This is a genomic window from Zoogloea sp. 1C4 (genome assembly GCF_009469605.1).
GTDB classification, from domain to species: domain Bacteria; phylum Pseudomonadota; class Gammaproteobacteria; order Burkholderiales; family Rhodocyclaceae; genus Zoogloea; species Zoogloea oryzae.
The window spans coordinates 115086-141491 of the sequence record NZ_SSXU01000007.1; the positions used below are offsets into that span (position 1 = coordinate 115086).

Sequence of the window (26406 nt, forward strand, 5' to 3'; positions counted from 1 at the left end):
AATTGCGTCTTCGCACGCGTTTTGAACGGAGTTTCACCATGTCCACCCTCGATCTGTCCCTGCTGTCCCTACGACTGCGCCCCGGTTGCCAGGCCACGAGCCCGCGGCAGTCTGGCAGCCCCATGCCCGCATCCGAACACCCGAACCGTTTCCGACGAAAGCAAAGGACAAGACCATCATGTTGAAGAATCCGCAAACCAAGTACTCCGCCTTCCCCCCGGTCGCCCTCGCCGACCGCCAGTGGCCCAGCCGCACGATCACTCATCCGCCGATCTGGATGAGCACCGATCTCCGTGACGGCAATCAGGCCCTCTTCGAACCGATGAATGCCGCCCGCAAGTTGCAGATGTTCCGCAAACTCGTGGCGATCGGCTTCAAGGAAATCGAAGTCGCTTTCCCTTCCGCCTCCCAGACCGATTTCGACTTCGTCCGCCAGCTCATCGAGCAGGGCGAGATTCCCGGCGACGTGACCATCGAGGTCTTGAGCCAGGCCCGCGAGCACCTCATCCGCCGCACGATGGAATCCCTCAAGGGTGCCCGCCGGGCCATCGTCCACATCTACAACGCCACCTCGCCGGTGTTCCGCGAGACGGTGTTCGGGATGAGCAAGGGTGAGGTCAAGGCGCTTGCCGTCGAGAGCGTCACCCTCGTCAAGCAGCTCGCTGCCGAGCAGCCGGAGACCGAGTTCGTCCTCGAGTACAGCCCGGAAACCTTCACCGCCACCGAACTCGACTTTGCGAAGGAAGTCTGCGACGCCGTGGTTGCCGCCTGGGATCCGAAGCCGGGCGAGAAGGTGATCATCAACCTCCCGTCCACCGTGGAGGTCGGCTCGCCCAACTTCTACGCCGACCAGATCGAGTGGATGCACCGCAATCTCGCCCGCCGCGAGCAGATCATCCTCAGCGTACATCCCCACAACGACCGCGGCACCGCGGTGGCGGCCGCCGAGCTTGCCCAGCTTGCCGGCGCCGACCGTGTGGAGGGCTGCCTCTTCGGCAACGGCGAGCGCACCGGCAACGTGGATCTCGTGACCCTCGCCCTCAACATGTACACCCAGGGCATCCATCCGGGCCTCGATTTCTCTGACATCAACGACATCGCCCGCGTTGCCGAGGAATGCACCCAGTTGCCGATCCACCCGCGCCACCCGTACGTGGGCGATCTCGTCTTCACGGCTTTCTCGGGTTCGCACCAGGACGCGATCAAGAAGGGGCTCGAGGTGCAGCAGCCGGGCGCCCAATGGACGGTGCCGTACATGCCCATCGACCCCCATGACGTGGGCCGCACCTACGATTCGGTGATCCGCGTTAACAGCCAGTCGGGCAAGGGCGGCGTGGCGCATTTGCTCCAGGCCCACTACGGCCTCGTGATGCCGCGGCGGATGCAGGTGGAGTTCAGCGCCGCCGTGCAGCGCCTCACCGACGAGACCGGCCAGGAAGTGGACGCCCATCAGTTGTGGACGCTCTTCGGCCGTGAATACCTCGAAGCCGACGCACCGATCAGCTACGTGGCCCATCACCTCTTCGAGGCCGGCAGCCGTCAGGGCATTCGCATCGAGGCCGAGGTGAATGGCCGGGTGGTGGAGTTCGTTGGCGAGGGCAACGGCCCGGTGGAAGCGGCCGTGGCGGCCATCGGCGCGCCGATCCGCGTGCAGAGCTTCGAGGAGCGCTCGATGGGCGAGGGTGCCGACGCGGCAGCCATGTGCATCGTCGAGGTGGCGACGGAAGGCGTTGCCGGCAGCCGCTTCGGGGCGGGCATGCACCGCAACACCGTGACGGCATCGGTACGGGCGATCATCAGCGCGGCCAACCGCGCCGGGGCGCAGGTGTCGGCGGTCGCGGAGGATGCGGAAGGCTGCGCTGCCTGACTTGGCGGATTCAACCGTGGTCTGAAATGAAAAACGCCGGGTGTGAGCCCGGCGTTTTTCTTGGGTGATGCTGAGTCGATCAGACCGCCGCGAGGGACTGGTCCAGATCGGCCAGGATGTCGTCGATGTGCTCGATGCCGATGGACAGGCGGACCATGTCTTCGGACACGCCAGCCTTCTTCATCTCTTCGGGCGACAGCTGACGGTGGGTGGTGGAGGCCGGGTGGCAGGCCAGGCTCTTGCTGTCGCCGATGTTCACCAGGCGGGTGACCAGCTTGAGCGCGTCCTGGAAGCGGCCGCCAGCGGCCTTGCCGTCGCCATCGGCGCTCTTCACGCCGAAGTTGAGGATGCCCGACGCGCGGCCGCCCATGTACTTCTGGACGAGGGCGTTGTCGGCGTGATCCGGCAGGCCGGCGTAATTCACCCACGCCACCTTGTCGTGGCCCTTGAGGAATTCGGCCACCTTGAGGGTGTTCTCGCAGATGCGGTCCATGCGCAGGGCCAGGGTTTCGACGCCCTGGAGGATCAGGAAGGCGTTGAACGGGCTGATCGCGGCGCCCATATTGCGCAGGGGTACCACGCGGGCGCGGCCGATGAAGGCTGCCGGGCCGAGGGCTTCGGTGTAGACCACGCCGTGGTAGGAGACGTCCGGCTCGTTCAGGCGGCGGAAGCGCTCCTTGTGCTCGGCCCACGGGAACTTGCCGCTATCGACGATGATGCCGCCAATGGAGGTGCCGTGGCCGCCCAGGTATTTGGTGAGCGAATGCACCACGATGTCGGCGCCGTGCTCGATCGGGCGGCACAGGTAGGGCGAGGGCACCGTGTTATCCACGATCAGCGGAATGCCGTGGGCGTGGGCGATGGCGGCCAGGGCCTCGAAGTCGGTGATGTTGCCCAGCGGGTTGCCGACGGATTCGCAGTAGATGGCCTTGGTGCGGGCGTCGATCAGCGGGGCGAAGGAGGCCGGGTCGCGGTAATCGGCAAAGCGCACCTGGATGCCGATCTGCGGCAGGGTGTGGGCGAACAGGTTGTAGGTGCCGCCGTAGAGTGTGGAGGCCGAGACGATGTTGTCGCCGGCTTCGGCGATGGTCTGGATCGCGTAGGTGATGGCGGCCATGCCGGAGGCCAGCGCCAGGCCCGCGATGCCGCCTTCCATCGCCGCCACCCGGGCTTCGAGCACGGCCTGGGTGGGGTTCATGATGCGGGTATAGATGTTGCCGGCCACCTTCAGGTCGAACAGATCGGCACCGTGCTGGGTGTCGTCGAAGGCGTAGGAGGTGGTCTGGTAGATCGGTACGGCCACCGCCTTGGTGGTCGGATCCGGGCTGTAGCCACCGTGCACGGCAAGGGTTTCGAGTTTCATCTTGATGGGTCTCCCGTTTGTTTTCTGCAGACGAAGGTGAAAAGTGTGGCTAATTGCCGCATCCGGGTTTTCCCGCGGCTTGTTCCGGGAACTGCCGGGTACATAATCCTTGGCAAGTCGCGATAATACGCAAAGTTGCGCGCCATTCGTCCTTATCTGGGGCAAACGGCAGCGGAACACAATAATAAGTGAGGGGACAAGATGGAACTCAAAGGACGCAATGCGACCTGGCTCGAGCTCGCCGTCGCGCCGCTGTGGCGCCTTGGCCAGACCCGGGTCCGGGTGCATCCGCTGCAGGGTGGCGGGGAGGGCTGTGTCGGCATTACCGTGGATGAACGCTGGCTGTGCGCCAATGACGGTCGCCTGACCGTATTCGGTTGCCGTGAATCGGCCTCGCGCTTCCTCGACCTGCTGCGCATCGATCACATGGAAGAGGGCGAGCCGTCCGAGCTGCCGGCCGGCTGCGGTTGTGGAGGCGTGCAGTGCATGCGTCTCGGCACCGCCGGGCTGCGCACCTGTGACGGTCTTGGCAAACCGGCCCGTCGTGCCGACGGCCCCCGGCGCATCGTCATTCAGTCACCGCCCCGCAAGATTTCGCTCAGAAGCGAGTTCATGCGCTGATCGAAGGCCATCAGCAGGATTTCCCCCGGGAGTTCCTGCTCGACCTGCACCGCGCGGCAGGTGGCCACCGCGATCCGCATCGCTTCTTCTGCCGGGTAACCGTAGATACCGCAACTGATCGCGGGGAAGGCGATCGTCCGTACGCCGTGCGCGGCGGCGAGCTTCAGGCTGTTGCGGTAGCAGGCCGCCAGGAGTTCGGCCTCGCCATGACTGCCACCGCGCCACAGGGGGCCGACGGTGTGGATCACGTAGCGTGCGGGCAGCCGGAAACCCGGCGTGATGCGCGCCTCGCCCGTCGGGCAGCCGCCCAGGGTGGCGCAGTGGGCGGTGAGTTCCGGCCCGCCCGCCCGGTGGATCGCGCCATCCACGCCACCCCCGCCCAGCAGGCTGCTGTTGGCGGCATTCACGATGGCGTCCACTTTCTGTAGTGTGATGTCTCCGACTTTCACCAAAATCCGTCCGTCGTTCATCCTGATGCTCCCGGGCCGCCGGCAGAAGCTTGCCTGAGTTCCATTGTGCGTGTTTCGAGATGAACCTGCGAGAAGACACCTCTTGCCAGCGGTACCTGATCGGGGTGAAAATAATACGGTATTACGCAATAGGGGGCGAAGTGGCAAAGCCGAAGGTGGTTACCGTGCTGTCCCAGAAGGGCGGCGCGGGCAAGTCGACGCTGACGATGCAACTGGCCGGTGGTCTTGCCCGACGGGGCAAGCGCGTGGCGATCATCGATCTCGATCCCCAGGAAACTGCCTCGCGCTGGGCCCACGCGGCCGCCGCGGGCGTGCCTTTCCCGGCGGTGGTGATGCAGCTGGCAGCTGGGGCCGATGCCCTGGCCCAGACGATCAAGGCGGCGGGGCGGGAGGCCGACGTGATCCTACTGGATTGCCCGCCGTCCATCGAACACGCCGCCACGCTGGCGTCGCTGCAGGTGGCGGACGTGGCCCTGGTGCCGGTGGTGCCGAGCCCGGCGGATCTGTGGTCCACCAAGGGCGTCGAGCGGCTGATCCTGCAGGTTCAGGCGAGCCGCAAGGGCCTGAAGGCGGCGCTGGTGCCCAACCGGGTGCTGCGCACCAACCTCGCCTGGGACGTGCTCGAGGTGATGCGGGATTTCACCCTCCCGGTGCTGGGCGCGGCCCTCTCCCAACGTAATGCTTTCGCGCAGAGCGCGGTGGTCGGCGGCACGGTTTATCAGCTGGGCCGGGCCGGCAGCGAGGCTGCGCGTGAAGTGGACAAACTGGTTGTGGAAGTCTTGAAACTGACAGGAGATAAAACATGAACACCAAAACCCGGTCGGCGCTGCGTTCGACTTTGCAGCAGGAGAGCGAAGCGCTCGAAACCCGTCTGCCTGACCCGACGCCCGCCGAGGCGCCGGTAGCGGCTCCGGCTCCGGCTGAGGCTGTCGAGGTGACGCCGGCGGTGGACGCCGTGGCGTCCGAGCCGGCACCGGTGGTCGAGCCCGCTCCGGTCGCCGAGGCGCCGGTCAAGGCCGAGAAGCCGAAGGCCCCCGCCAAGCCCGCGCCCAAGCCCGCCGCGAAGGCTGCGCCGAAAGCCGTGAAGGCGCCTGCGAAGGCCGCCAAGCCGGCCGAAGCCGCGGCACCGGTCGAAGCTGCTCCGGCGCCCGCGGCAACGCCGGCACCCGTCGTGGCCAAGAAAGTCGTCAAGCCGGCCAAGCCGAAGCCCGTGAAGGCGGAGAAGGTCGAGAAGGCGGAAAAGCCCGCCAAGCAGCCCAAGGCCAAGGCTGAAAAGCCCACCAAGGTGGTGCGCGAGAAGGTCGTGCGTGATTCCTTCTCGATGCCCAAGAGCGAGCACGCCCAGCTCAAGGCGCTGCGCGAGACGCTGGCCAAGGCTGGCCGCATCTGCACCAAGTCCGAGCTGCTGCGGGCCGGTGTGCAGCTGCTGCTGAAGGAATCCACGGCGAGCACCAAGGCGCTGGTCGAGGGCCTGGTGGTGGTGCCGAAGGGCAAGGGCGCGAAGTAAACCTGCGCTGGATTGTTTCAAAAACGGCAACAATGGACGATCCATTGTTGCCGTTTTTGCGTTAACGGGCCTCGTCCACCACAAGCCGGACCCGCACCAACCCGCGCAGGCCGTTGCCGGCGTAGATCGCCTCGGCGCGTTGCAGGTCGTCCGGGCGGAGCGTCGCCTCCTGCGCCCGGCCTTCCCGCAGCAGGCGGCGGCGCAGGGTGCCGTTGAGGAGGCCGGCGCTGGCGGGCGGGGTGAGCAGTACGCCGTCCCGTTCGACGAAGAGGTTGCTGCGGGCGCCTTCAGCCAGCTCGCCGCGTTCGTTGAGGAAGAGCGCGTCGAAGTGGCCAGCGGCCATCACCCGGGCGAGTTCCTGGTCGTACAGGGCGCGGGCGGTGGTCTTGTGACGCAGCAGCAGGTCGTCGCTGGCGATGGAGTGGGGCGACAGCACCACGGTGGCGTCGGCCGACGGGGCGCCAGCGCTGAGGGGTGCCTGCTCCAGCGTGAAGTCGCCCTGCTGGCCGAGGGTGACGCGGATGCGCCGGGGCGTGTCGGCTTCGACGCCCGCGAGCAACTGCCGGAAGGCGTCGGGGTCGAAGGCGAAGCCCAGCTCGGCGGCAGAGGCGGTGAGGCGTTCGAGGTGTTCAGGCAGGAGGGGGAAGCCCGCGCCCGGTTCGAAGCGCAGGGTTTCGATGAGGCGCAAGCCCTTGGGCAGCCCGGTGAGGAAGCGCGCCTTGAGGTGGCATTCGGCCCACTCGGCGGCCGGCCGGGAGTCGAACACCACGCCGCTGCCGACGTCGAGGCGCGCTTCGCCGTTGTTCAGCCGCAGGGTGCGGATCGGCACGCTGAAGCGGAAGTCGCCGCCGGGGCGAATCCAGCCCAGAGCGCCGCAGTACAGGCCGCGGGGCGCGGTTTCCAGCTCGCGGATGATCTCCATGGCGCGGATCTTGGGGGCGCCGGTGATCGACCCGCAGGGGAAGAGCGCCCGGAAGATGGCGGGCAGGTCGGCGTCCACGGGCTCGGCGACGACGCGGGAGGTCATCTGCCAGACGGTGGGATAGGGCTCGATGCGGCACAGGTCCTCGACCCGCACGCCGCCGGGCGGTGCAAGGCGGCCCATGTCGTTGCGGATGAGGTCCACGATCATCACGTTCTCGGCGCGGTCCTTGGCGGAGGCGGCGAGGGCGGCGGGGTCGGTGTTCCGCGGGGCGGTGCCCTTCATCGGCCGGCTGGCGAGGGTGCTGCCGTGGCGTTCGAGGAAGAGCTCGGGCGAGCGGGACAGGATCGCGCCGTCGGCGTGGGCGATGAAGGCGCCGTAGCGCACCGGCTGGGCCGCGCGCAGGGCCCGGTAGAGGGCGGCGGGGTGGCCGAAGGCGGGTCCGGTGAGCGGGAAGGTGAAGTTGACCTGATAGCAGTCGCCGGCGGCGATGTAGTCGCGGATGCGTTCGGTGCGGGCGAGGTAATCGGCCTCGGTGATGCCGGGGGTGAGCGTGCCGACGCCGCCGGGTGCGTCCCCGGCCATTTTGGCGAGCCAGGCATCGACTGCGGCGTCGGAGAGCCATTCGCCGTGGGCGAAGATCCAGCCGGTGACGAGGGCTTCATCGCCGGCGGGCAGCAGCGGGCGAAGGCGGGGTTCGATGGCGTAGCCGAGTTCGTAGCGGGCGGCGAGGGCGACCCAGGCGCCATCCTTGGCGGCCTTTTCGAGGCGGGCGAGGGCGCCGGGCCAGGCGTCGGGATCAGTGCAGCGGATTTCCTCGACGAGGCCGGTGAGCAGCCACGCGCCGGCGGAGCTGGCGTCGAGGTTGTCGTCGAAGAGGGCGAAGGCGGGCGCGGAGTCGGGGTGGTGCGGCATCGCCGCGGAGTTTACCCGCTCGTCAGCGGTTGGCGTAGAAGAAGGGCTGGAATTCGGCGTCGCGCAGCTGGGCGGCCTGGGCCTCGGTGTCATCGAGGATGATGCCGAAGTGGCAGGCGTGCGCGGAGGCCAGCCTGGTCAGGGTGGCCCCGACCCGCCGTTGGTGAGCGGCATGGTCGGGAGGCGTCAGAGAAAGAACCGCCCGCCATGAAGCACTGGCCGGGCGGGGTTGCTCACAGCAGCGGGCTGCCGGAGTGTTCGCCGCGTTCGTACACCACGTGGGCACGGCCGACGAGGAGCGGGTCGAGGGGCCCGATGTGGTCGATGTCTTTGTTGGCGTAGGGCAGCTTGTGGAGGATGTAGCGCATGGCGTTGAGACGTGCGCGCTTCTTGCAGTCCGACTTGATGACCGTCCAGGGGGCGTCGGCGGTGTCGGTGTGGAAGAACATCGCCTCCTTGGCCTTGGTGTAGTCCTCCCACTTGTCGAGGGACGCCAGATCGATGGGGCTGAGCTTCCACTGCTTGAGCGGGTGGGCTTCGCGTTCCTTGAAGCGCCGACGCTGCTCTTCGCGGCTCACCGAGAACCAGAACTTGATGAGATGCACGCCGCTACGCACCAGGTGACGTTCGAACTCGGGCGTCTGGCGCATGAATTCGAGGTATTCGTCGGGCGAGCAGAAGCCCATCACGCGCTCGACGCCGGCCCGGTTGTACCAGGAGCGGTCGAACAGGGCGATCTCGCCGGCGGTGGGCAGGTGCTGGATGTAGCGCTGGAAGTACCACTGGCCGCGTTCGGTGTCGCTGGGCTTTTCAAGCGCCACGACCTTCGCGCCGCGGGGGTTGAGGTGTTCCATGAAGCGCTTGATGGTGCCGCCCTTGCCGGCGGCGTCGCGGCCTTCGAAGAGGATCACGACGCGCTGGCCGGTTTCCTTGACCCAGGCCTGGAGCTTGAGGAGCTCGACCTGCAGGCGGTACTTCTGCTTCTCGTACGCCTTGCGGGACATCAGGTTCTTGTAGGGGTAGGCGCCTTCGCGCCAGCCATCGGCGAGCTCTTCGTCGGGGTGGGACGGCAGCTTCTTGTAGACCGCTTCGTCTTCGGCCAGGAGGGCCTTGCGCAGGACTTCGGCGTCGTCGGGCGAGGCGCCGGCCATGATGGCCTGGAGGGTCTCGGCGATGCTGTGGGTGTCGTGCTTGGCGAGGGTGGCGACGATGTCGGCAACGGCGGTGGCCTTGGCGTCACGGGCGGCATCCACGGCTTCATCGATCACGAACTGCTCGATGGCGGCCGCGGTTTCCTTCGGGGCCACATCGCCGGTTGCGGCACGGCGCGGGGCGGGGCGGGCAGGGCGCGAGGTGGTCTTGGCGTTTGTTTTTTCAGTCATTTACGCTTCCTTTTTCTCCGTTTGTGTCCGTTCTGCGCAGCGCGCGGCGTAGTTGCCGCAGCGCTCGATATAGTCTGCGGTGCTCTTGGGCATCGGGGTGCGGGCACGGGTGATGTAGCTCACCAGGTCGCGGCCCTGCTGGACGAGCAGGCGGCCGTCGGTCACGAGGTGCTGGTCCTCACTGTTGCTGGGCATCTCGGCGGCGTTGAAGTGGGCGCAGAGGCGCTCGCCGGCGGTCACGAAGCTGGTCCAGATGTCGAAGATGTCCGGGTCGGTACGCAGGGTTTCGGTCTTGATGTGGGCAGCCTTGGCGAAGGTGCGCACGTGGGGGGCGATGCCCCGGAAACAGGGCAGCGGGTCGAAGTATTCGACCATGGCGTTGGCGATCAGGTCGATGTCGCGCAGGGTGAGGGCGATCTTGACGTAACGGCTCTCGTAGAAATCTTCGAGGGGGATCGAGAAGGCCTTGAAGGGCTCGCCCCACAGCTCGTCGATGCCCTCTTCGCCGGAGCGGTGCAGCACCAGCCGGCCGAGGCCGAGGGCTTCCTGCAGACATCGGCCGCATTCGCGCATCAGGGCGTTGTCGGACTGGATCTCGATGCCGACGCTCTGCAGCTCGACGAGCTTGGTGAAGATGTCGGCCGCGCGGTTGAACAGCGCACCGGCGAGCATGGCGCCTTTCACGCGGCGGCGGTCGGTGTCGGGTTCGTCCTCGTAGCTCTTGCGGGCTTCGTTGAGGCGGCTGCCAGGGATGTTGAGCCCGTGCTCGACATGGTTGAAGAGTCGCCGGGTCAGCGCGCCGATGAGCTTGCGCTTGGCCTGGAGCGTGTCTTCGGGAACGGCGTAGGTCTTGACCCAATAGCCGGAATAGAAGACGCGTTCCCTACCGTCGATGACCAGGCGGGAGCCTTCCGGAATGTCGTCGTCCATGGTTCGTTGTTGGCTGCATTTCGATTACGGGAATTTGAAATTCTGCACCAGAATCGGCGTCTGCTGGCGCTCTGGCGCGAGAATTTCACGGGCCTGCCAAGGTGGCAGGCGCGCTATGACAACGTGGCAGGCTCAGACCAGTCCGTCGAGCACCTGGACCTGCACGGTGTCGCCTTCGGCCACGTTGCCCTGGGCGGGGCCGAGGACGATGAAGCAGTTGGCGTCGGCCATCGAGCTGAGGATGCCCGAGCCCTGGGCCGGGGTGCTCTTCACCTGCCAGCCGGTGTCGCCCTGGAACAGCACGCCGCGGATGAATTCGGTGCGGCCGGGCTGCTTGCGGATCGGGGTGACGCAGGGCACCGGCAGCAGGGGCGGTTCGGGGATCGGGTCGATGCCCGCGAGACGCATCAGCGCGGGGCGGGCGAACTGGTAGAAGGTGACCATCACCGCCACCGGGTTGCCGGGCAGGCCGAACAGCCAGGCGGCGCCATCGTTGCCGCCGATGCGCCCGAAGGCCATCGGCCGGCCGGGTTTCATGGCGATCTTCCAGAACAGCACTTCGCCCAGGCGGGCCATCACCTCGCGGGTGAAATCCGCCTCGCCCACCGACACGCCGCCGCTGGTGATGACCGCGTCGGCAATGCCGGCGGCTTCGCGCAGGGTGGTTTCGAGGGCGTCGGGGTCGTCGCGGATGACGCCGATGTCGATGATGTCGAAGCCCAGGCGGCTCAGCATGCCGAAGATCGTGTAGCGGTTGCTGTCGTAGATCTGGCCCGGGGCGGCCGGGGTGCCGATGGTGGCGATCTCGTTGCCGGTGGAGAAGAAGGCTACGCGTAGGCGGCGGCGCACGGCCACCTCGCCGATGCCCAGCGAGGCCACGAGGCCCAGCTCGGCGGGGCGGATGAGGCGCCCGGCGGGCAGGGCCGGGAGGCCGGCGCGCAGGTCTTCACCGGCGCGGCGGACGTTCTGGCCACGGCGCTGGCCGGCGGGGATCGTCACCTTGCCGTCGGCGGCGCGGGTGACTTCCTGCATCACCACGGTGTCGACGCCGGCGGGCAGGGGCGCGCCGGTCATGATGCGCACCGCCTGGCCGGGGCCGACGCTGCCGTCGAAGCCCTGGCCGGCAAAGGCGCTGCCGATGATGTCGAGCACGGTGTCGCCGTCGGCGGAGAGGTCATCGCCGCGCAGGCCGTAGCCGTCCATGGCCGAGTTGTCGTGGGCGGGCACGTCGATGGGCGAGATGACCGGCTGGGCCAGCACCCGGCCGAGGGCGTCGCGCAGGGGGATGTGCTCGATGCCGCTGATCGGGCTCACCGCGTCGAGGATCAACTGGCGGCCGAGATCGGCATTGAGCGCGGTCGGGTCGTAGGCGTCGTGGCAGCTGAACTGCCGGGCGAGGGAGGTCACCGGGGGAAATCTCCAGCTTGGTGTGCGCGGAGTTCGTCCGGCGTGTTGATGTTGGCGAAGGCGTCGGGCGCGTCGTCGAAGGGGCAGGCGACCCACTTGAGGCGGCGCAGCCAGAGCTCCATCTTGCGTCCGCCGGCGCGGGTGAAGGCCTGCAGGTCGGGCAGGGCGAAGCTGCGCATCAGCGCGAACACTGGCTGGAGCTGGTCGCCGGTGCGGGCGACGGCCACGCTGGCGCGCTCGGCGCACAGGGCTTCGGCGAGGCGCGGCACCAGATCGGGCGGCAGGAAGGGGCTGTCGCAGGGGGCGGTGGCGAGGTAGGGCGTGGTGCATGCGGCGAGCCCGGCCTCGAGCCCGGCCAGGGGGCCGGCAAAGCCTTCGAGGCGGTCGGGGATCACCGGGCGGCCGAACATCGCGTAATGCTCGGTGCTGCGGTTGGCGCTGATGAGGATGGGCCCGACCTGGGGGGCGAGGCGGTCCAGCACGTGGCTGACCATCGGCCGGCCGTCGAGGAGGGCGAGGCCCTTGTCGACGCCGCCCATGCGGCTGCCGCGGCCGCCGGCGAGGATCAGGCCGGTGATGTTTTCCGGGCTGGCGGGGATCATCTCAGCCACCGATATAGGACATTTCGATCTTCCGGAGCGGCGCGGTGGCGGCGGTGCGGATCTCGGAATAGCGGTCGCCGCGCTGCTGCCAGATGCTGCCGATTGCCGCGGAGAGTTCGGCGTCGCTGCGATTGTCGCGCATCAGGCTGCGCAGGTCGTGGCCGCTCTGGGCGAACAGGCAGGTGTAGAGCCGGCCTTCGGTGGACAGGCGGGCCCGGGTACAGGTGGAGCAGAAGGCCTGGGTGACCGACGAGATCACCCCGATCTCGCCGCCGCCATCCACATAGCGCCAGCGCTCGGCTACTTCGCCGGTGTAGTTGGGGTCGATGGCTTCGAGGGGGAAGTGTTCGCCGATGCGCCGGATGACCTCGGCCGAGGGGATCACGTCGTCCATCCGCCAGCCGTTGGAGCTGCCCACGTCCATGAACTCGATGAAGCGCAGGATGTGGCCGCTGCCGCGGAAGTGGCGGGCGAGGGGGACGATCTCCTGGTCGTTCATGCCGCGCTTGACCACCATGTTGATCTTGACCGGGCCGAGGCCGGCGGCGGCCGCGGCGTCGATGCCGGCCAGCACGTCTGAAACCGGCACGTCCATGTCGTTCATGGCCTTGAAGACGGTGTCGTCGAGGGAATCGAGGCTCACCGTGACCCGCGACAGCCCGGCGGCCTTGAGGGCCGCGGCCTTCTTGGGGAGCAGCACGCCGTTGGTGGTGAGGGTGACCTCCATCCCCGGGATGGCCGCCAGCTGGGCGACCAGACGTTCGAGGTTGCGACGCAGCAGCGGCTCGCCGCCGGTGAGGCGGATCTTGGTGACGCCGTGGGCCGCAAACAGCCGGGCGATGCGGGTGATCTCCTCGAAGCTGAGGAGGGATTGCCGCGGGAGGAAGGCGTAGTCCTTGTCGAACACTTCCTTGGGCATGCAGTACACGCAGCGGAAGTTGCAGCGGTCGGTGACCGAGATGCGCAGATCCTTCACCGCACGGCCGCGGCTGTCCAGCAACTGGCCGGTGGGGGCCGGCAGGTGGGCGGGGATCTGGGGCTGTTGGCCGAGCAGGCGCTCGTCGACCAGGGGAATGACTCGCTGATTCATCGTCTCGCAGGGGGTTGGCAACGCGTGCCGCGTTTGTAGCGCGGCGCGCGTGCAGCCGCCTTGTCGTGGGGCAAGGCTCGGGTGTTCCGCCAGAAAATTATCGGCGGCGAAACGACGCAGGGCAAGCGGCACCTGAAACCGCCGCCCGCACCGGGGCGATTCGCGCCGTGGTGCATGCCGTGGATGACGCGAATGGGGGCGGGGAGCAGGTGGCGCAGACCAAACTGCCAGCTGGATCTTCGGGGGTGGGCAGGGTTCAACCCGGACTTGAACCGGCTCAACCCGGACTTGAACGAGTTCATCTTTGACTTGAACAACTTCACCCTGAACTTGAACCGCTTCAAGGTCGACTCAAACGTGTTCGGCCCGGACTTGAACCGGTTCATCTTTCAGTTGAACGAGTTCAAGCCCGGGCCGAACCAGTTCAGGTTTGCGCTGAACACGTTCAAGTCGGACATGAACCCGTTCAAGTCCGAGGCAGACAGGTTCAAGTCCCGGACAAACACGCTGCCCCCAGCGGGGAGCCGGTTCATCCCGGGCTTGAACGTGCCATTCCCGTACCCCGGAAAGTCCGTCCCGGTGTAGCGTGCAGCCCCCTTGATCCTCGACACAATCTTTCTTCCCCACCGGCCTTACCCTCGCCGGCTGGACTGTCTTTTGCCGGAGTTGCTGAAATGAAACGCCCGCTCGCCCTCCTCGCCGCCATCCCGCTGCTGCTGTGGGGCATCTTCGTGATGCCGGAGGTCATCGCCTCGGCCAAGGGGCCGTGGGACTGGCGCCATGCCCTCATCCCCGCCTCGGGCGTGCTCGCCCTGTGGTGGATGAGCGCCGGCATGGTGCTGGCTGCGCGGCTGCCGCGGGTCGAGCAGTTTTTCGGCGGGCTCGATCGCCTGTACCGCCTGCACAAGCACGTGGGCATCGGCGCCGGGGTGATCGTGTTCACCCACTGGATGCTCGAATGGCTACCCAAAAACCTCGCCAAGGCCGGGTGGATTGCCCGCCCGGCGCGGGGCCCGCGTCCGCCCAAGGGGCCGGAGGATTTCTGGATCGACATCGCCAAAGACGTGGGCGAATGGGCCGGCTACATCCTGCTGGCGATGGTGGTCATCGCGCTGGTGCGGCGCATCCCGTACCGCTATTTCCGCTGGGTGCACAGGCTGCTTCCGCTGGTCTTTCTCGCCGGTGCCTTCCACGGTCTGATGCTGATGCCGGCCGCCTTCTGGCTGCAACCGCTGGGCTGGCTCACCGCTTTCATGGCTACCCTCGGCGTGGTGCCGGCGGTGATGGCGCTCACCGGGCGCATCGGCGCACGCCGGCGGGTCGAGGCGACGATCGAGGCGGTCACCCGCCATCCGGACGGGGTGCTGGAAATTGCCTGTCGACCCGCTGCCGCGTGGCCCGGTCACCAGTCTGGCCAATGCGTGCTGGCGGATTTCGGCCCGGTGGGCGAGGGCGCCCATCCCTTCACCATCGCCAGCGCCTGGAACCCCGCCGATGGCCGCCTCACCCTCGCCATCAAGGCCCTGGGCGACTACACCCGCCGCCTGCCCGAACGGGTGGCGGCCGGCCAGACGATCCGCCTCGAAGGGCCCTACGGCGGTTTCACCTTCGACGCAGCGCGTGGTGAAGCCAGCCAGGTGTGGGTGGCCGGCGGTATCGGTGTCACGCCATTCTTGGCCCGGCTGCGTGAGCTGGCCGCGCGGGGCGGTACCCGGGCGCCGGTGGATTTCTTCTACAGCACCGCAGGTGCCCGGCCCGGCTTTCCGCCAGACCTGCCGGCCCTGTGCGCCGCCGCCGGGGTGCGCCTGCACCGCCGCCACACCCAGCTACACGGCCCGCTGCCCGCCGACGAGGTGGCCGCCTGCCTCAAGCCCAGCCGCACGGTATGGTTCTGCGGCCCGGCCGCGTGGGGCGAAAGCCTCGCCGAGCACCTCACCACAGCCGGCCTGCTCAAGCCGGCGGGCTTTCGTCGGGAGCTGTTCGAGTTCCGCTGAGCGTCCAGCCGCGACCATCCCGCGGATAAAAAAAGAGGGGGCACCCCGGCCGGGGCGCCCCCTCTGCGTTTACCCCGCGAGAATCAGGCGAGGTCGAAGCGGTCGAGGTTCATCACCTTGGTCCAGGCGGCCACGAAGTCACGCACAAAGCGCGCCTTCGCGTCGTCGCTGGCGTAGACCTCGGCCACGGAGCGCAGCTGCGAGTTGGAGCCGAACACCAGGTCGGCGACGGTGCCGGTCCATTTGAGCTCGCCGGTGGTTCGGTCGCGGCCTTCCAGCACGCCTTCGGTGGTGGCGGATTTCTGCCAGCGGGTGCCCATGTCGAGCAGATTCACGAAGAAATCGTTGGAGAGCGTTTCGGGCCGGCTGGTGAAGACGCCGTGGGTCGAGTGGTCGAAATTGGTGCCGAGGGCACGCATGCCGCCGATCAGCACCGTCATCTCGGGCGCGGTCAGGGTGAGGAGCTGGGCCTTGTCGATGAGCAACTCGGCGGCGGCGCCTTCCAGGCCCTGTCGGGCGTAGTTGCGGAAGCCGTCGGCGGCGGGTTCGAGCACCGCGAAGGAGGCCACGTCGGTCTGTGCCTGGGAGGCGTCCGTCCTGCCCGGCGCGAAGGGCACGGTCACGCTCACGCCGGCCTTCCCGGCGGCGGCTTCGATGGCGGCGCTGCCGCCCAGCACGATCAGGTCGGCCAGGGAAATCCTCTTGCCGGTCGCCTGGGCCGCGTTGAACTCCGCCTGGATGGCTTCGAGCGTGGCGAGCACCGAGGCCAGTTCGGCGGGCTGATTGACCGCCCAGTCCTTCTGCGGGGCAAGGCGGATGCGTGCGCCGTTGGCGCCACCGCGCTTGTCGCTGCCACGGAAGGTGGAGGCCGACGCCCAGGCGGTGGTGACCAGCTGGGAGATCGACAGCCCCGAGGCGCGCAGTCTGGCCTTGAGGGCGGTGATGTCCTGCTCATCGACCAGCGGGTGATCGACGGCTGGCACCGGGTCCTGCCAGATCAGTTGTTCCTTCGGCACCAGCGGGCCGAGGTAGCGCGACAGCGGGCCCATGTCGCGGTGGGTGAGCTTGAACCAGGCGCGGGCGAAGGCGTCGGCGAACTGGTCGGGGTTCTCGAGGAAGCGCCGGGCGATCTTCTCGTAGGCCGGATCGAAGCGCAGGGCGAGGTCGGTGGTGAGCATCGCCGGGGCGTGGCGCTTGCTCGGGTCGTGGGCGTCGGGAACGGTGCCCGCGCCCATGCCATGCTTGGGTGTCCATTGATGGGCGCCGGCCGGGCTCTTGGTCAGCTCCCACTCGTAGCCGAAGAGGTTCCAGAAGAAGTTGTTGCTCCAGCGGGTGGGCGTGGTCGTCCAGGTGACTTCGAGCCCGCTGCCGATGGTGTCACCGCCCTTGCCGCTGCCGTAGGTGCTGGCCCAGCCGAAACCCTGCTGCTCGACGCCGGCCGCTTCGGGCTCGACCCCCACGTGGGCTGCGTCGCCCGCGCCGTGGGTCTTGCCGAAGGTGTGGCCGCCGGCGATGAGGGCCACGGTTTCCTCGTCGTCCATTGCCATGCGGGCGAAGGTTTCGCGGATATCGCGCGCTGCGGCGAGCGGGTCGGGGTTGCCGTTGGGGCCTTCCGGATTCACGTAGATGAGGCCCATCTGCACCGCGGCGAGGGGGTTCTCCAGGTCGCGGTCGCCGGTGTAGCGCTGGTCGTCGAGCCACTTGCGCTCGGCGCCCCAGTAGACGTCCTCTTCGGGTTCCCAGATGTCCTCGCGGCCGCCGGCGAAGCCGAAGGTCTTGAAGCCCATGGATTCGAGGGCCACGTTGCCGGTGAGGATCATCAGGTCGGCCCACGAGATGTAGCGGCCGTACTTCTGCTTTATTGGCCACAACAGGCGGCGCGCCTTGTCGAGGTTGACGTTGTCGGGCCAGCTGTTGAGGGGCGCGAAGCGCTGGTTGCCGGTGCCCGCGCCGCCGCGGCCGTCGCTCACCCGGTAGGTGCCGGCGCTGTGCCAGGCCATCCGCACGAAGAGCGGTCCGTAGTGGCCGAAGTCGGCGGGCCACCAATCCTGCGAGTCGGTCATCAGGGCGTGGAGATCCTTGATGAGGGCGTCCAGGTCGAGCTGCTTGAAGGCTTCGGCGTAGTTGAAGTCCGCGCCCATCGGGTCGGACTTGGCGGAGTGCTGGTGGAGAATGCCGATCTTCAGTTGGTTGGGCCACCAGTCGGCATTCGATGGGGCACCCGCAACGGTGTGTTTGCGGACATCGCCCGCGAACGGGCATTTGGATTCGGTGGACATGGCGATCTCCTCGGCGTGTTGTAAGTCCGGTCAATCGTTGACCGTCACAGACACTCTAAGGTTTTGGCACCACGCTCACCAATTGCATTTGGCGATGGTGCCCATAGGGGCGGGCGGAGGGGAAGGACCACCGTGAAGAGGGGCGGGTCAAAAGCAAAAAGCCAACCCTCGCGGATTGGCTTTTTGCTTGTCTTGGCTCCTCGACCTGGGCTCGAACCAGGGACCTACGGATTAACAGTCCGGCGCTCTACCGACTGAGCTATCGAGGATCTGACGGGTTGGTCATGTGTTCAACGAACAAACACATTACCGCAAATTGTTCTGGCTCCTCGACCTGGGCTCGAACCAGGGACCTACGGATTAACAGTCCGGCGCTCTACCGACTGAGCTATCGAGGAACAGAGGCGCGCATTTTAGAAGCCGGCCTTCGTTACGTCAAGGCCTTTTGCGCGTTTTTTTGCCCCCGGCGAGCCGGGGGCGGTGAAGCTGTACTACTTAGGCCTTGATGACGGCGGCGATGGCGTCGGCGACGTAGTCGAGGTTCTTGCTGTTGAGGGCGGCCAGGCAGATGCGGCCGGTGCCCACGGCGTAGATGCCGAACTCATCCTTCATGCGCTCGACCTGGGCGGCGGTGAGGCCGGTATAGGAGAACATGCCGCGCTGCTTGATGACGAAGGAGAAGTCCTGGTCGACCTTGCGGGCGGCGAGTTGCTCGACGAGGCCGGTGCGCATGGCGCGGATGCGGTCACGCATGCCGGCCAGCTCGGCTTCCCACTCGGCGCGCAGGGCGGGGGTGGACAGCACCGCGGCGACGATGGCGCCACCGTGGATCGGCGGGTTGGAGTAGTTGGTGCGGATCACGCGCTTGAGCTGGGACAGCACGCGGGTGGATTCGTCCTTGTTCTGGGTGACGATGGACAGGGCGCCGACGCGCTCGCCGTACAGCGAGAAGCTCTTGGAGAAGGAGCTGGACACGAAGAACGACAGGCCGGAGGCCGAGAACAGGTTGACCGCGACGGCGTCCGGCTCGATGCCGTCGGCGAAGCCCTGGTAGGCCATGTCGAGGAAGGGAACCAGGCCGCGGTTGGCACAGGCCTTGACCACTTCGGCCCACTGGGCTTCGGTGAGGTCGGCGCCGGTGGGGTTGTGGCAGCAGGCGTGCAGCACGATGACCGAGCCGGCAGGCAGGCTGTTCAGCTTGGCGATCATGGCCTCGGCGTTGGCGCCGCGGGTTTCCGGGTTGTAGTAGGGGTAGTTCTCGACCGGGAAGCCGGCGGCTTCGAACAGCGCGCGGTGGTTTTCCCAGGACGGATCGGAGATGTAGACGGTGGCGTCGGGGACGATGCGCTTGAGCAGGTCGCCGCCGATCTTCAGGGCGCCGGTGCCGCCGAGGGCCTGGGCAGTGACGACGCGGCCGTCACGGATGATGGCGCTGTCGGCACCGAACAGCAGGGTCTGCACGGCGTTGTTGTAGGCGGCCGGGCCTTCGATGGGCTGGTAGCCACGGGGCGGGGCAGCTTCGAGGCGGGCCTTCTCGGCGGTCTTGACGGCGCCGAGGAGGGGGATCTTGCCGTTGTCGTCAAAGTAGACGCCAACGCCGAGGTTGACCTTGGTGCTGCGGGTGTCCGCGTTGAAGGCTTCGTTGAGGCCGAGGATCGGATCGCGGGGGGCCAGTTCGACTGCAGCAAAGATCGAAGAGCTCATGGGTTCTCCAGAAGGGGCGAAGGGTGCGGGCACTTTGTGGCGCTCGCTGGGTGATAATGCGGAGTTGCCCGCGGGGTTTGCGGGCGCCACCGTTTGACTCAAGACAGAAATTTTATCATGGCCGATCAATCAGGTAGCGGGAGCGTGGTGGTTTTCGAGGGGAGCCCGTTCCGGCTTCACCAGCCCTTTGCGCCCGGTGGCGACCAGCCGGAGGCAATCCGGAAGCTCGTCGAGGGCATCGGCGATGGCCTGATGTTCCAGACGCTGCTGGGCGTGACGGGCTCCGGCAAGACCTACACGATGGCCAATGTCATCGCCCGCTGCGGGCGGCCCGCGCTGGTGCTGGCCCACAACAAGACGCTGGCGGCGCAGCTGTATTCGGAGTTCCGCGAGTTCTTTCCCGAGAACGCGGTGGAGTACTTCGTCAGCTACTACGACTACTACCAGCCGGAAGCCTACGTGCCGTCCCGCGATCTGTTCATCGAGAAGGACTCGTCGATCAACGAGCACATCGAGCAGATGCGCCTGTCGGCCACCAAGAGCCTGATGGAGCGGCGCGATGTGGTGATCGTGGCGTCGGTGTCGTGCATCTACGGTATCGGCGATCCGGGCGATTACCACGCGATGGTGCTGCACCTGCGCGAAGGCGAGCAGATGGCCCACCGGGATCTGGTGCAGCGCCTGGTGGCGATGCAGTACGACCGGGCCGACGTGGATTTCCGGCGCGGCACCTTCCGGGTGCGGGGCGACGTGATCGACATCTTCCCGGCGGAAAACGCCGAGTACGCGCTGCGCGTCGAGATGTTCGACGACGAGATCGAGCACCTCACGCTGTTCGATCCGCTCACCGGCCACCTCAAGCAGAAGATCGTGCGCTTTACGGTGTATCCGTCCAGCCACTACGTGACGCCGCGGGCCACGGTGCTGCGCGCCATCGAGGCGATCAAGGACGAGCTGCGCGAGCGCATCGCCCAGTTCCAGAAGGCGGGCAAGCTGGTCGAGGCCCAGCGCATCGAGCAGCGCACCCGCTTCGATCTGGAGATGCTCAACGAGCTGGGCTTCTGCAAGGGCATCGAGAACTACTCGCGCCATCTGTCGGGCCGCGAGCCCGGCGCGGCGCCGCCGACCCTGATCGACTACCTGCCGGCCGACGGCCTGATGTTCATCGACGAATCCCACGTGTCCATCGGCCAGGTGGGCGCGATGTACAAGGGCGACCGCTCGCGCAAGGAGAACCTCGTCGAATATGGCTTCCGGCTGCCTTCGGCGCTGGACAACCGGCCGCTCAAGTTCGAGGAGTTCGAGCGCCTGCTGCCCCAGACGGTGTTCGTCTCGGCCACGCCGGCGGCCTACGAGAAGGAGCATCAGGGCCAGGTGGTGGAGCAGGTGGTGCGCCCGACCGGCCTTGTCGACCCGATCATCATCGTGCGGCCCGCGTCCACCCAGGTGGATGATCTGCTGGGCGAGATCAAGAAGCGCCTCGATGTGAAGGAGCGCATTCTCGTCACCGTGCTGACCAAGCGCATGGCCGAGGATCTCACCGAATACCTGGCCGAGAACGGCATCCGGGTGCGCTACCTGCACTCCGACATCGATACCGTCGAGCGGGTCGAGATCATCCGCGACCTGCGTCTGGGCGAGTTCGACGTGCTGGTGGGCATCAACCTGCTGCGGGAAGGCCTGGACATCCCCGAGGTGTCGCTGGTAGCGATCCTCGACGCGGACAAGGAGGGCTTCCTGCGCTCCGAGCGCTCGCTGATCCAGACCATCGGCCGCGCCGCCCGCCACCTGCATGGCACGGCGATCCTCTACGCCGACCGGATCACCGATTCGATGAAGGCCGCCATCGGCGAAACCGAGCGCCGCCGTGCCCGGCAGATCGCCTTCAACGAGGCGAACGGAATTACGCCCAAGTCCGTGACAAAACGCATCAAAGACATCATCGACGGTGTCTATGATGCAGGATCGGAGGCCGATGCGACGTCCGCCGGGGAGGCCCGGAGCGACTACGCGGCCCTTGACGAGAAAGCACTGGCGAAGACCATCCGCCAGCTCGAGAAGGAAATGCAGGAACACGCCCGCAACCTGGAGTTCGAGAAAGCCGCGGCCGCCCGCGACAAGCTCTTCCGGTTGCGCCAGCAGGCATTCGGGGCTGACGCCCACGATCTGCCAGGCGGGTCCCGACCGAACGCCACAGGCTGAGAGATTCGAAAATTGGTGCTTGCTCTTGTACGTTCCGCCCGCCGGCTGTTTAAATTGCCGGCAGGAGGGACACCCATAATGAAAATACTATTCGTCTGCACCGGCAATATCTGCCGGTCGCCGACTGCAGAGGGCGTTGCACGTCGCTGGTTGGCGATGGCCGGGATGGATAGCGCGGTCGGCGTCGATTCGGCGGGCATCCAGGGCTATCACGCGGGCGAGGCGCCCGATCCCCGCACCCAGACGGCGGCCCTGAGGCGAGGCTACGATCTTTCCCGGCTGCGCGCCCGCAAGGTCCAGCCCAAGGACTACGCCGAGTTCGATCTGCTGCTGGCGATGGACCGGGATCATTTCCACTATCTGCGCGACCGCGCCCCGGAGGGCTGCAAGCACAAGGTGCGGATGTTCATGAGTTTTGCCCAGCGTCATCGCCGCGATGATGTGCCGGACCCGTACTACGGCGGCCTCACCGGCTTTGATGCGGTGCTCGACATGTGCGAGGACGCCGTGCAGGGGCTGATCGAGGAGATCCGCCCGGAAGTGGAGCGCCGCCGCCAGTCGGCAGTCTGACCACTCGCAGCGCGGAGCTGTCCGGCGCGGAAGCTACAAACAAAAAGGCCAACCCCGAGGGGTTGGCCTTTTTGCTGGGTGTGACCCGTCCTGAAATAGCTTGACACTTTTTTGCCGCAGCAAGGAAGCGTCAATGGAATCAAAGCACAAGCGGACCCAGCGGGATTACAGCCTGGCTTTTAAGCTCTCGGTTGTCGAGCAGGTTGAACAAGGCGAGCTGACGTACAAAGAGGCGCAGCGCCGCTACGGGATTCAAGGGCGCTCGACGGTGCTGGTATGGTTGCGCAAGCACGGCTTGCAGGATTGGGATGTACCCGCCTCCCGTGCAGGAGACGCAGCGACCATGCCCGACAAGACAAGCAAGCCCCAAACGCCCGAACAGCGCATCAAGGCGCTGGAAGCCCAGCTGCGTGAGGCCACCCAGAAAGCGCAACTGTTTGAAGCCATCATCGAGCAGGTGAAGAAGAACACCGGGGTCGATCCACTAAAAAAGCCTTTGGGCAGGTCCTCGCACAAGCGCTCGTCCCGGGATTGAGCGTGTGCAAGGCCTGCCGTTACATCGGCATCAGCCGTCAGGCGTACTACCAGCGGCTGGGGGCGCAGCAGCGCAGCGCCGAACGCGACGCCCAGATTCAGCGTCTCGTGCTCGACGTCCGCTTACGCCAGCCCCGGATCGGGACACGCAAGCTGCACCACCTGTTGGCCTGCCCACTCAAGGCGGCGGGTATCAAGATGGGGCGTGACGGCTTGTTTGACGTCCTGCGCCGGGCGCGCCTGCTGGTAGCGCCCAGGCGGGCGTATCACAAGACCACCGATAGCCATCACCGCTTCTACCGCCATCCCAATCTGCTGAAGGAGGGGCCTGGGCAAATCGTTCCCACCGGGCCGGAGCAGGTCTGGGTCGCCGACATCACCTACCTGCCCACCACGGAGCGGGTGGCCTACCTGAGCCTGGTGACCGATGCGTACTCGCGCAAGATCGTGGGCTATCACGTGCATGACACGCTGCAGGCGGAGTCCGTCAGTCAAGCGTTCAGGATGGCGCTCAGGACACGCCGCTCGCCGCTCTCGCTGGTCCACCATTCGGACCGGGGAAGCCAGTATTGCTCGGCCCACTACCAGGAGATCCACCGCAAACATGGACTGCGCTGCTCCATGACTGACGGCTATGACTGCTATCAGAATGCGCTGGCAGAGCGCGTCAATGGCATTCTCAAGAACGAGTTCCTGCTGCAACGTCCTGCCAACCTCGCGCAGGCAAGCCAGATGGTGGCCCAGTCGGTACGCATCTACAACGCTGAACGGCCCCACCTGTCCTTAAAATACAAGACGCCCGATGAAGTCCATCGGGCGTCTCAAATCTCAAGCTGATCGGCGAAACGGCACGCCGAAGGCTGTCAAGCTATAGCAGGACGGGACAGTGGTGCCGGGATTACTTCGGCCCGGTTTCCACCTGGACCAGCGGCTCTTCAGCCACGACGGCCGGGGCACGGCGGCGACGGCCGAGGGGCTGCGCAGGGGCCTGTTCCGGCTGGAAGGACTTCGTCGCATCCGAACGGGTTTCGATCAGCACCAGGCCGCTCTCTTCAAGGGCGACGGACAGATCCGCCGGTGCGCTCGGCGCCGGGGCGGCGACGGGCTCGGTTGCAGCGACGGGTTCGACAACGGCCTCGACCGGCGCGGCGAAGGTTTCGACAACCACCGGCTCGGCTTCGACAGCCACCGGTTCGGCGACCACTTCGACCGGCGCTTCAACCACCGGGGTGGTTTCGGCTTCACGGGCGGCGGCGGCAACCTGTTCGATCAGGCTGGCAGCTTCAGCCACTGGCGCCGGCGCGACTTCGGCCTGCACTTCGGCAACCACCGGCTGGGCGGCTTCGACGACGGTCTCGACAACCGGGGTTTCGGCCACGGCCACTTCGGCAGGCGCAGCTTCGACGGCGGCTTCGGTCACTTCGGCAACCGGGGCGGCTTCGGCGGCCGGAGCGGCCTCGACCACGGCGCGGGCTTCGGCGACGACCGGCGCCTCGGTGGCTTCGGCCGGAGCGGCTTCGGTCACGGCAGGTGCGGTTTCGGCCTGGATGGCTTCGGCGGCGGGCTGGGCCTGATCGCCGATTTCCAGTTCGCCCTGGGCGGCGGCTTCGGTGCCGGTGCCTTCCTCGTTGCGACGACCGCCGCGACGGCCACGACGACCGCGGCGGCTGCGTTCGGCGCCGGCTTCGCCATCGACGGCAGCCGGGGCGCCCGCTTCGGGGGCGGTGACGGCAGCCACAGCGGCGACGGCGGTCAGCTGCTCGGCGCTGGCGACGATGCCTTCGGCTTCGGCGGCAGGCTTGGCGGCCTGGCCGTTACGGTTGCGGCCGCGTTCGCCGCGCTCACCACGTTCTGCACGCTCGCCGCTACGGCCTTCGCGCTCGGGGCGCTCGCCACGTTCCTGACGCTCACCGCGTTCCTGGCGTTCGCCACGTTGGCGCTGGGGCTTTTCGCGGGCCTCGGCCTGGGCTTCGGGGGCGGCAGCGTTGCGGTTGGTGTCGCGACCTTCGCGCTCGCCACGTTCGGCGCGCTCACCCCGTTCGCCACGCTCTTCGCGCTGACCGTCACGGCGGCCACGGCCACCGTCACGGCGACCATTGCGTTCGTTGCGGCCGCGGGATTCGCGACGCTGGGGTTCCGGCTGGGCAACCACCGGGGCCGGCGCAGCGGCGGGCTTCTCGCCACGGAAGAAGGCGAAGATGCGGGCGAGCAGGCCCGGCTGGCTTTCCGGCACGGGCGCCGGAGCCGGCGCGGCGACCTTGGCTTCAACCACCGGGGCCGGCTGGTCAGGGGTGATGCCCTTGACGGCGGCTTCCTGGCGGGCCGGGCGGTCGGTGTTGGCCGACGGCGGGGTGTAGGTCTCGTCGGCCGGCTTGGTGGCCATGCGATAGCTCGGGACGGCGCTCTCTTCCAGGTTGAGCTGGTCGTGGCGCAGGCGGACGATCTCGTGCTGCGGGGTTTCGAGATGGCGGTTGGGGATCAGCACCAGGCTGACCTTGTGACGGATCTCGATCTTGGCGATGTCGTCGCGCTTCTCGTTGAGGAGGAAGGTGGCGACATCCACCGGAACCTGGCAGTGCAGGGCGCCGGTGTTGTCCTTCATGGCCTCTTCTTCGAGGATGCGCAGGATGTGCAGCGCGGACGACTCGGTGCTGCGGATGTGGCCGGTGCCGTTACAGCGCGGGCAAGGGATGTAGCTGGTCTCGGCGAGGGCCGGGCGCAGACGCTGGCGGGACAGCTCGAGCAGGCCGAAGCGGCTGATCTTGCCGGTCTGGACGCGGGCGCGGTCGTAGCGCAGGGCGTCGCGCAGGCGGTTCTCGACTTCGCGCTGGTTCTTCTGCGACTCCATGTCGATGAAGTCGATGACGATGAGGCCGCCGAGGTCGCGCAGACGCAGCTGGCGGGCCACTTCGTCGGCGGCTTCGCAGTTGGTCTTGAACGCGGTTTCCTCGATGTCGGCACCGCGGGTGGCGCGGCCGGAGTTCACGTCCACGGACACCAGGGCTTCGGTGTGGTCGATCACGATGGCGCCGCCGGAGGGCAGGCTCACCTGACGCGAGTAGGCCGATTCGATCTGGTGTTCGATCTGGAAGCGCGAGAACAGCGGCACGTCGTCGTGGTAGCGCTTCACGCGGCCGACGTTCTGCGGCATGACGTGGGCCATGAACTGGCGCGCCTGCTCATAGACGTCGTCGGTGTCGATCAGGATCTCGCCGATGTCGGGCTGGAAGTAGTCACGGATCGCGCGGATCACGAGGCTGCCTTCCTGGTAGATCAGGAAGGCGCCTTCCTGGGCCTGGGCGGCGCCGTCGATGGCGCGCCACAGTTGCAGGAGGTAGTTCAAGTCCCATTGCAGCTCTTCGGCGGTGCGGCCGATGGCGGCGGTGCGGGCGATCAGGCTCATGCCGCCGGGCACTTCGAGCTGGTCCATCACGTCGCGCAGCTCGGCGCGCTCGTCACCCTCGACGCGGCGCGAAACGCCACCGCCGCGGGGGTTGTTGGGCATCAGCACGAGGTAGCGGCCGGCCAGCGAGACGAAGGTGGTGAGAGCGGCGCCCTTGTTGCCGCGCTCGTCTTTCTCGACCTGGACGATCAGCTCCTGGCCTTCCTTCAAGGCTTCCTTGATGGACGCACGGCTGGCTTCGACACCAGGCTGGAAGTAGGCGCGGGAGATTTCCTTGAACGGCAGAAAGCCGTGGCGCTCGGCACCATAGTCGACAAACGCGGCTTCGAGGCTGGGCTCGATGCGCGTGATGACGGCTTTGTAGATGTTGCTTTTGCGTTGTTCCTTGGCGGCCGATTCAATGTCGAGGTCAATGAGTTTCTGACCATCGACAATGGCAACGCGGAGTTCCTCGGCCTGCGTTGCATTGAAGAGCATTCGCTTCATTCGTCTTCTTCTCCCGCGTGGCACACGGGCAGGACGAACCGCACCACCGCTCAGTTGCGGTGACTTAGTTTGGCGTGATCGAGCCGATCCTTCATCAAGGGGAAATCAAACTAAAGTGGGTGGCGGGATTCGTCTATCGCACCCTGAACCGCATCTCG

20 protein-coding genes and 2 tRNA genes are annotated in these 26406 nt (G+C 67.0%); 9 read left to right on the forward strand and 13 right to left on the reverse strand.

All coding sequences use genetic code 11. The features are described 5' to 3' along the window. Nucleotides 1-178: 178 nt before the first annotated feature. The gene (leuA, locus tag GH681_RS10800; RefSeq protein WP_194271205.1) at nucleotides 179-1867 is read left to right on the forward strand and encodes a 2-isopropylmalate synthase; all 1689 of its coding nucleotides are present in this window, start codon (nucleotides 179-181) and stop codon (nucleotides 1865-1867) included. Between the two features lie 79 nt (nucleotides 1868-1946). Here leuA and GH681_RS10805 read toward each other — a convergent pair whose 3' ends face one another. Continuing rightward, complete coding sequence (locus GH681_RS10805; RefSeq protein WP_153161486.1) at nucleotides 1947-3230, reverse strand: O-acetylhomoserine aminocarboxypropyltransferase/cysteine synthase family protein; 1284 nt, start codon at nucleotides 3228-3230, stop codon at nucleotides 1947-1949. Nucleotides 3231-3431: 201 nt separating this feature from the next. Between GH681_RS10805 and GH681_RS10810 the strand changes: the two genes are divergently transcribed. Continuing rightward, a complete protein-coding gene (locus tag GH681_RS10810) occupies nucleotides 3432-3851 on the forward strand; it encodes a hypothetical protein (protein WP_153161487.1) in 420 nt (139 codons plus the stop codon). On the opposite strand, the gene GH681_RS10815 is transcribed toward GH681_RS10810, so the two are convergent. Beyond that, the gene (locus tag GH681_RS10815; RefSeq protein WP_153161488.1) at nucleotides 3803-4321 is read right to left on the reverse strand and encodes an O-acetyl-ADP-ribose deacetylase; all 519 of its coding nucleotides are present in this window, start codon (nucleotides 4319-4321) and stop codon (nucleotides 3803-3805) included. The two genes, GH681_RS10810 and GH681_RS10815, sit on opposite strands and share 49 nt — an antisense overlap. Before the next feature lie 140 nt (nucleotides 4322-4461). Between GH681_RS10815 and parA the strand changes: the two genes are divergently transcribed. Both parA and GH681_RS10825 read left to right on the forward strand, forming a co-directional pair. Continuing rightward, the gene (parA, locus tag GH681_RS10820; protein WP_153161489.1) at nucleotides 4462-5127 is read left to right on the forward strand and encodes a ParA family partition ATPase; all 666 of its coding nucleotides are present in this window, start codon (nucleotides 4462-4464) and stop codon (nucleotides 5125-5127) included. Further along, nucleotides 5124-5828, forward strand: coding sequence for a hypothetical protein (locus GH681_RS10825; protein ID WP_228111871.1), 705 nt, complete (start codon nucleotides 5124-5126; stop codon nucleotides 5826-5828). Before parA ends, GH681_RS10825 begins: the two co-directional genes overlap by 4 nt. Before the next feature lie 61 nt (nucleotides 5829-5889). On the opposite strand, the gene pabB is transcribed toward GH681_RS10825, so the two are convergent. The 6 genes from pabB to moaA form a co-directional block, all read right to left on the reverse strand. Continuing rightward, nucleotides 5890-7665, reverse strand: a complete 1776-nt coding sequence (gene pabB / locus GH681_RS10830; protein ID WP_153161490.1) for an aminodeoxychorismate synthase component I — start codon at nucleotides 7663-7665, stop codon at nucleotides 5890-5892. 233 nt (nucleotides 7666-7898) lie between these two features. After that, nucleotides 7899-9047 (reverse strand): polyphosphate kinase 2, encoded by a 1149-nt coding sequence (gene ppk2, locus GH681_RS10835; RefSeq protein ID WP_153161491.1) that lies wholly within the window; start codon nucleotides 9045-9047, stop codon nucleotides 7899-7901. Next, nucleotides 9048-9977, reverse strand: a complete 930-nt coding sequence (locus GH681_RS10840) for a hypothetical protein (RefSeq protein WP_153161492.1) — start codon at nucleotides 9975-9977, stop codon at nucleotides 9048-9050. Nucleotides 9978-10109: 132 nt separating this feature from the next. Next, complete coding sequence (gene glp, locus GH681_RS10845) at nucleotides 10110-11384, reverse strand: gephyrin-like molybdotransferase Glp (RefSeq protein ID WP_153161493.1); 1275 nt, start codon at nucleotides 11382-11384, stop codon at nucleotides 10110-10112. After that, complete coding sequence (mobA, locus tag GH681_RS10850) at nucleotides 11381-11986, reverse strand: molybdenum cofactor guanylyltransferase MobA (RefSeq protein ID WP_153161494.1); 606 nt, start codon at nucleotides 11984-11986, stop codon at nucleotides 11381-11383. The genes glp and mobA overlap by 4 nt, the downstream gene beginning before the upstream one ends. 1 nt (nucleotide 11987) lies before the next feature. After that, on the reverse strand, nucleotides 11988-13076 hold the full coding sequence (gene moaA / locus GH681_RS10855) for a GTP 3',8-cyclase MoaA (protein WP_153161495.1): 1089 nt from the start codon (nucleotides 13074-13076) through the stop codon (nucleotides 11988-11990). A gap of 60 nt (nucleotides 13077-13136) precedes the next feature. Between moaA and GH681_RS10860 the strand changes: the two genes are divergently transcribed. Continuing rightward, nucleotides 13137-13661: a hypothetical protein gene (locus GH681_RS10860; protein ID WP_153161496.1), complete on the forward strand. Its 525-nt coding sequence runs from the start codon at nucleotides 13137-13139 to the stop codon at nucleotides 13659-13661. A gap of 89 nt (nucleotides 13662-13750) precedes the next feature. Next, the gene (locus tag GH681_RS10865; RefSeq protein WP_153161497.1) at nucleotides 13751-15070 is read left to right on the forward strand and encodes a ferric reductase-like transmembrane domain-containing protein; all 1320 of its coding nucleotides are present in this window, start codon (nucleotides 13751-13753) and stop codon (nucleotides 15068-15070) included. 83 nt (nucleotides 15071-15153) lie between these two features. On the opposite strand, the gene katG is transcribed toward GH681_RS10865, so the two are convergent. The 4 genes from katG to GH681_RS10885 form a co-directional block, all read right to left on the reverse strand. Then, complete coding sequence (katG, locus tag GH681_RS10870; protein WP_153161498.1) at nucleotides 15154-17349, reverse strand: catalase/peroxidase HPI; 2196 nt, start codon at nucleotides 17347-17349, stop codon at nucleotides 15154-15156. 193 nt (nucleotides 17350-17542) lie between these two features. After that, nucleotides 17543-17618: transfer RNA gene (locus tag GH681_RS10875), tRNA-Asn, on the reverse strand. A 53-nt stretch (nucleotides 17619-17671) separates the two neighbouring features. After that, nucleotides 17672-17747: transfer RNA gene (locus GH681_RS10880), tRNA-Asn, on the reverse strand. Between the two features lie 97 nt (nucleotides 17748-17844). Beyond that, complete coding sequence (locus GH681_RS10885) at nucleotides 17845-19053, reverse strand: amino acid aminotransferase (RefSeq protein WP_153161499.1); 1209 nt, start codon at nucleotides 19051-19053, stop codon at nucleotides 17845-17847. 117 nt (nucleotides 19054-19170) lie between these two features. On the opposite strand from GH681_RS10885, the gene uvrB reads away from it, so the two are divergent. From uvrB to GH681_RS10900, 3 genes are all read left to right on the forward strand, one after another. Continuing rightward, entirely contained in the window at nucleotides 19171-21255 is a 2085-nt protein-coding gene (uvrB, locus tag GH681_RS10890) for an excinuclease ABC subunit UvrB (protein WP_153161500.1), read from the forward strand. A 78-nt stretch (nucleotides 21256-21333) separates the two neighbouring features. Next, on the forward strand, nucleotides 21334-21825 hold the full coding sequence (locus GH681_RS10895; protein ID WP_306664079.1) for a low molecular weight protein-tyrosine-phosphatase: 492 nt from the start codon (nucleotides 21334-21336) through the stop codon (nucleotides 21823-21825). 133 nt (nucleotides 21826-21958) lie between these two features. After that, nucleotides 21959-23196 (forward strand): IS3 family transposase gene (locus tag GH681_RS10900; protein ID WP_228111872.1). Its coding sequence is split into 2 segments (ribosomal slippage): nucleotides 21959-22303 and nucleotides 22306-23196, totalling 1236 coding nucleotides; the frame shifts between segments, so codons are not numbered across the junction. A gap of 61 nt (nucleotides 23197-23257) precedes the next feature. On the opposite strand, the gene GH681_RS10905 is transcribed toward GH681_RS10900, so the two are convergent. Next, complete coding sequence (locus GH681_RS10905) at nucleotides 23258-26248, reverse strand: Rne/Rng family ribonuclease (protein ID WP_153161501.1); 2991 nt, start codon at nucleotides 26246-26248, stop codon at nucleotides 23258-23260. Between the last annotated feature and the right edge of the window lie 158 nt (nucleotides 26249-26406).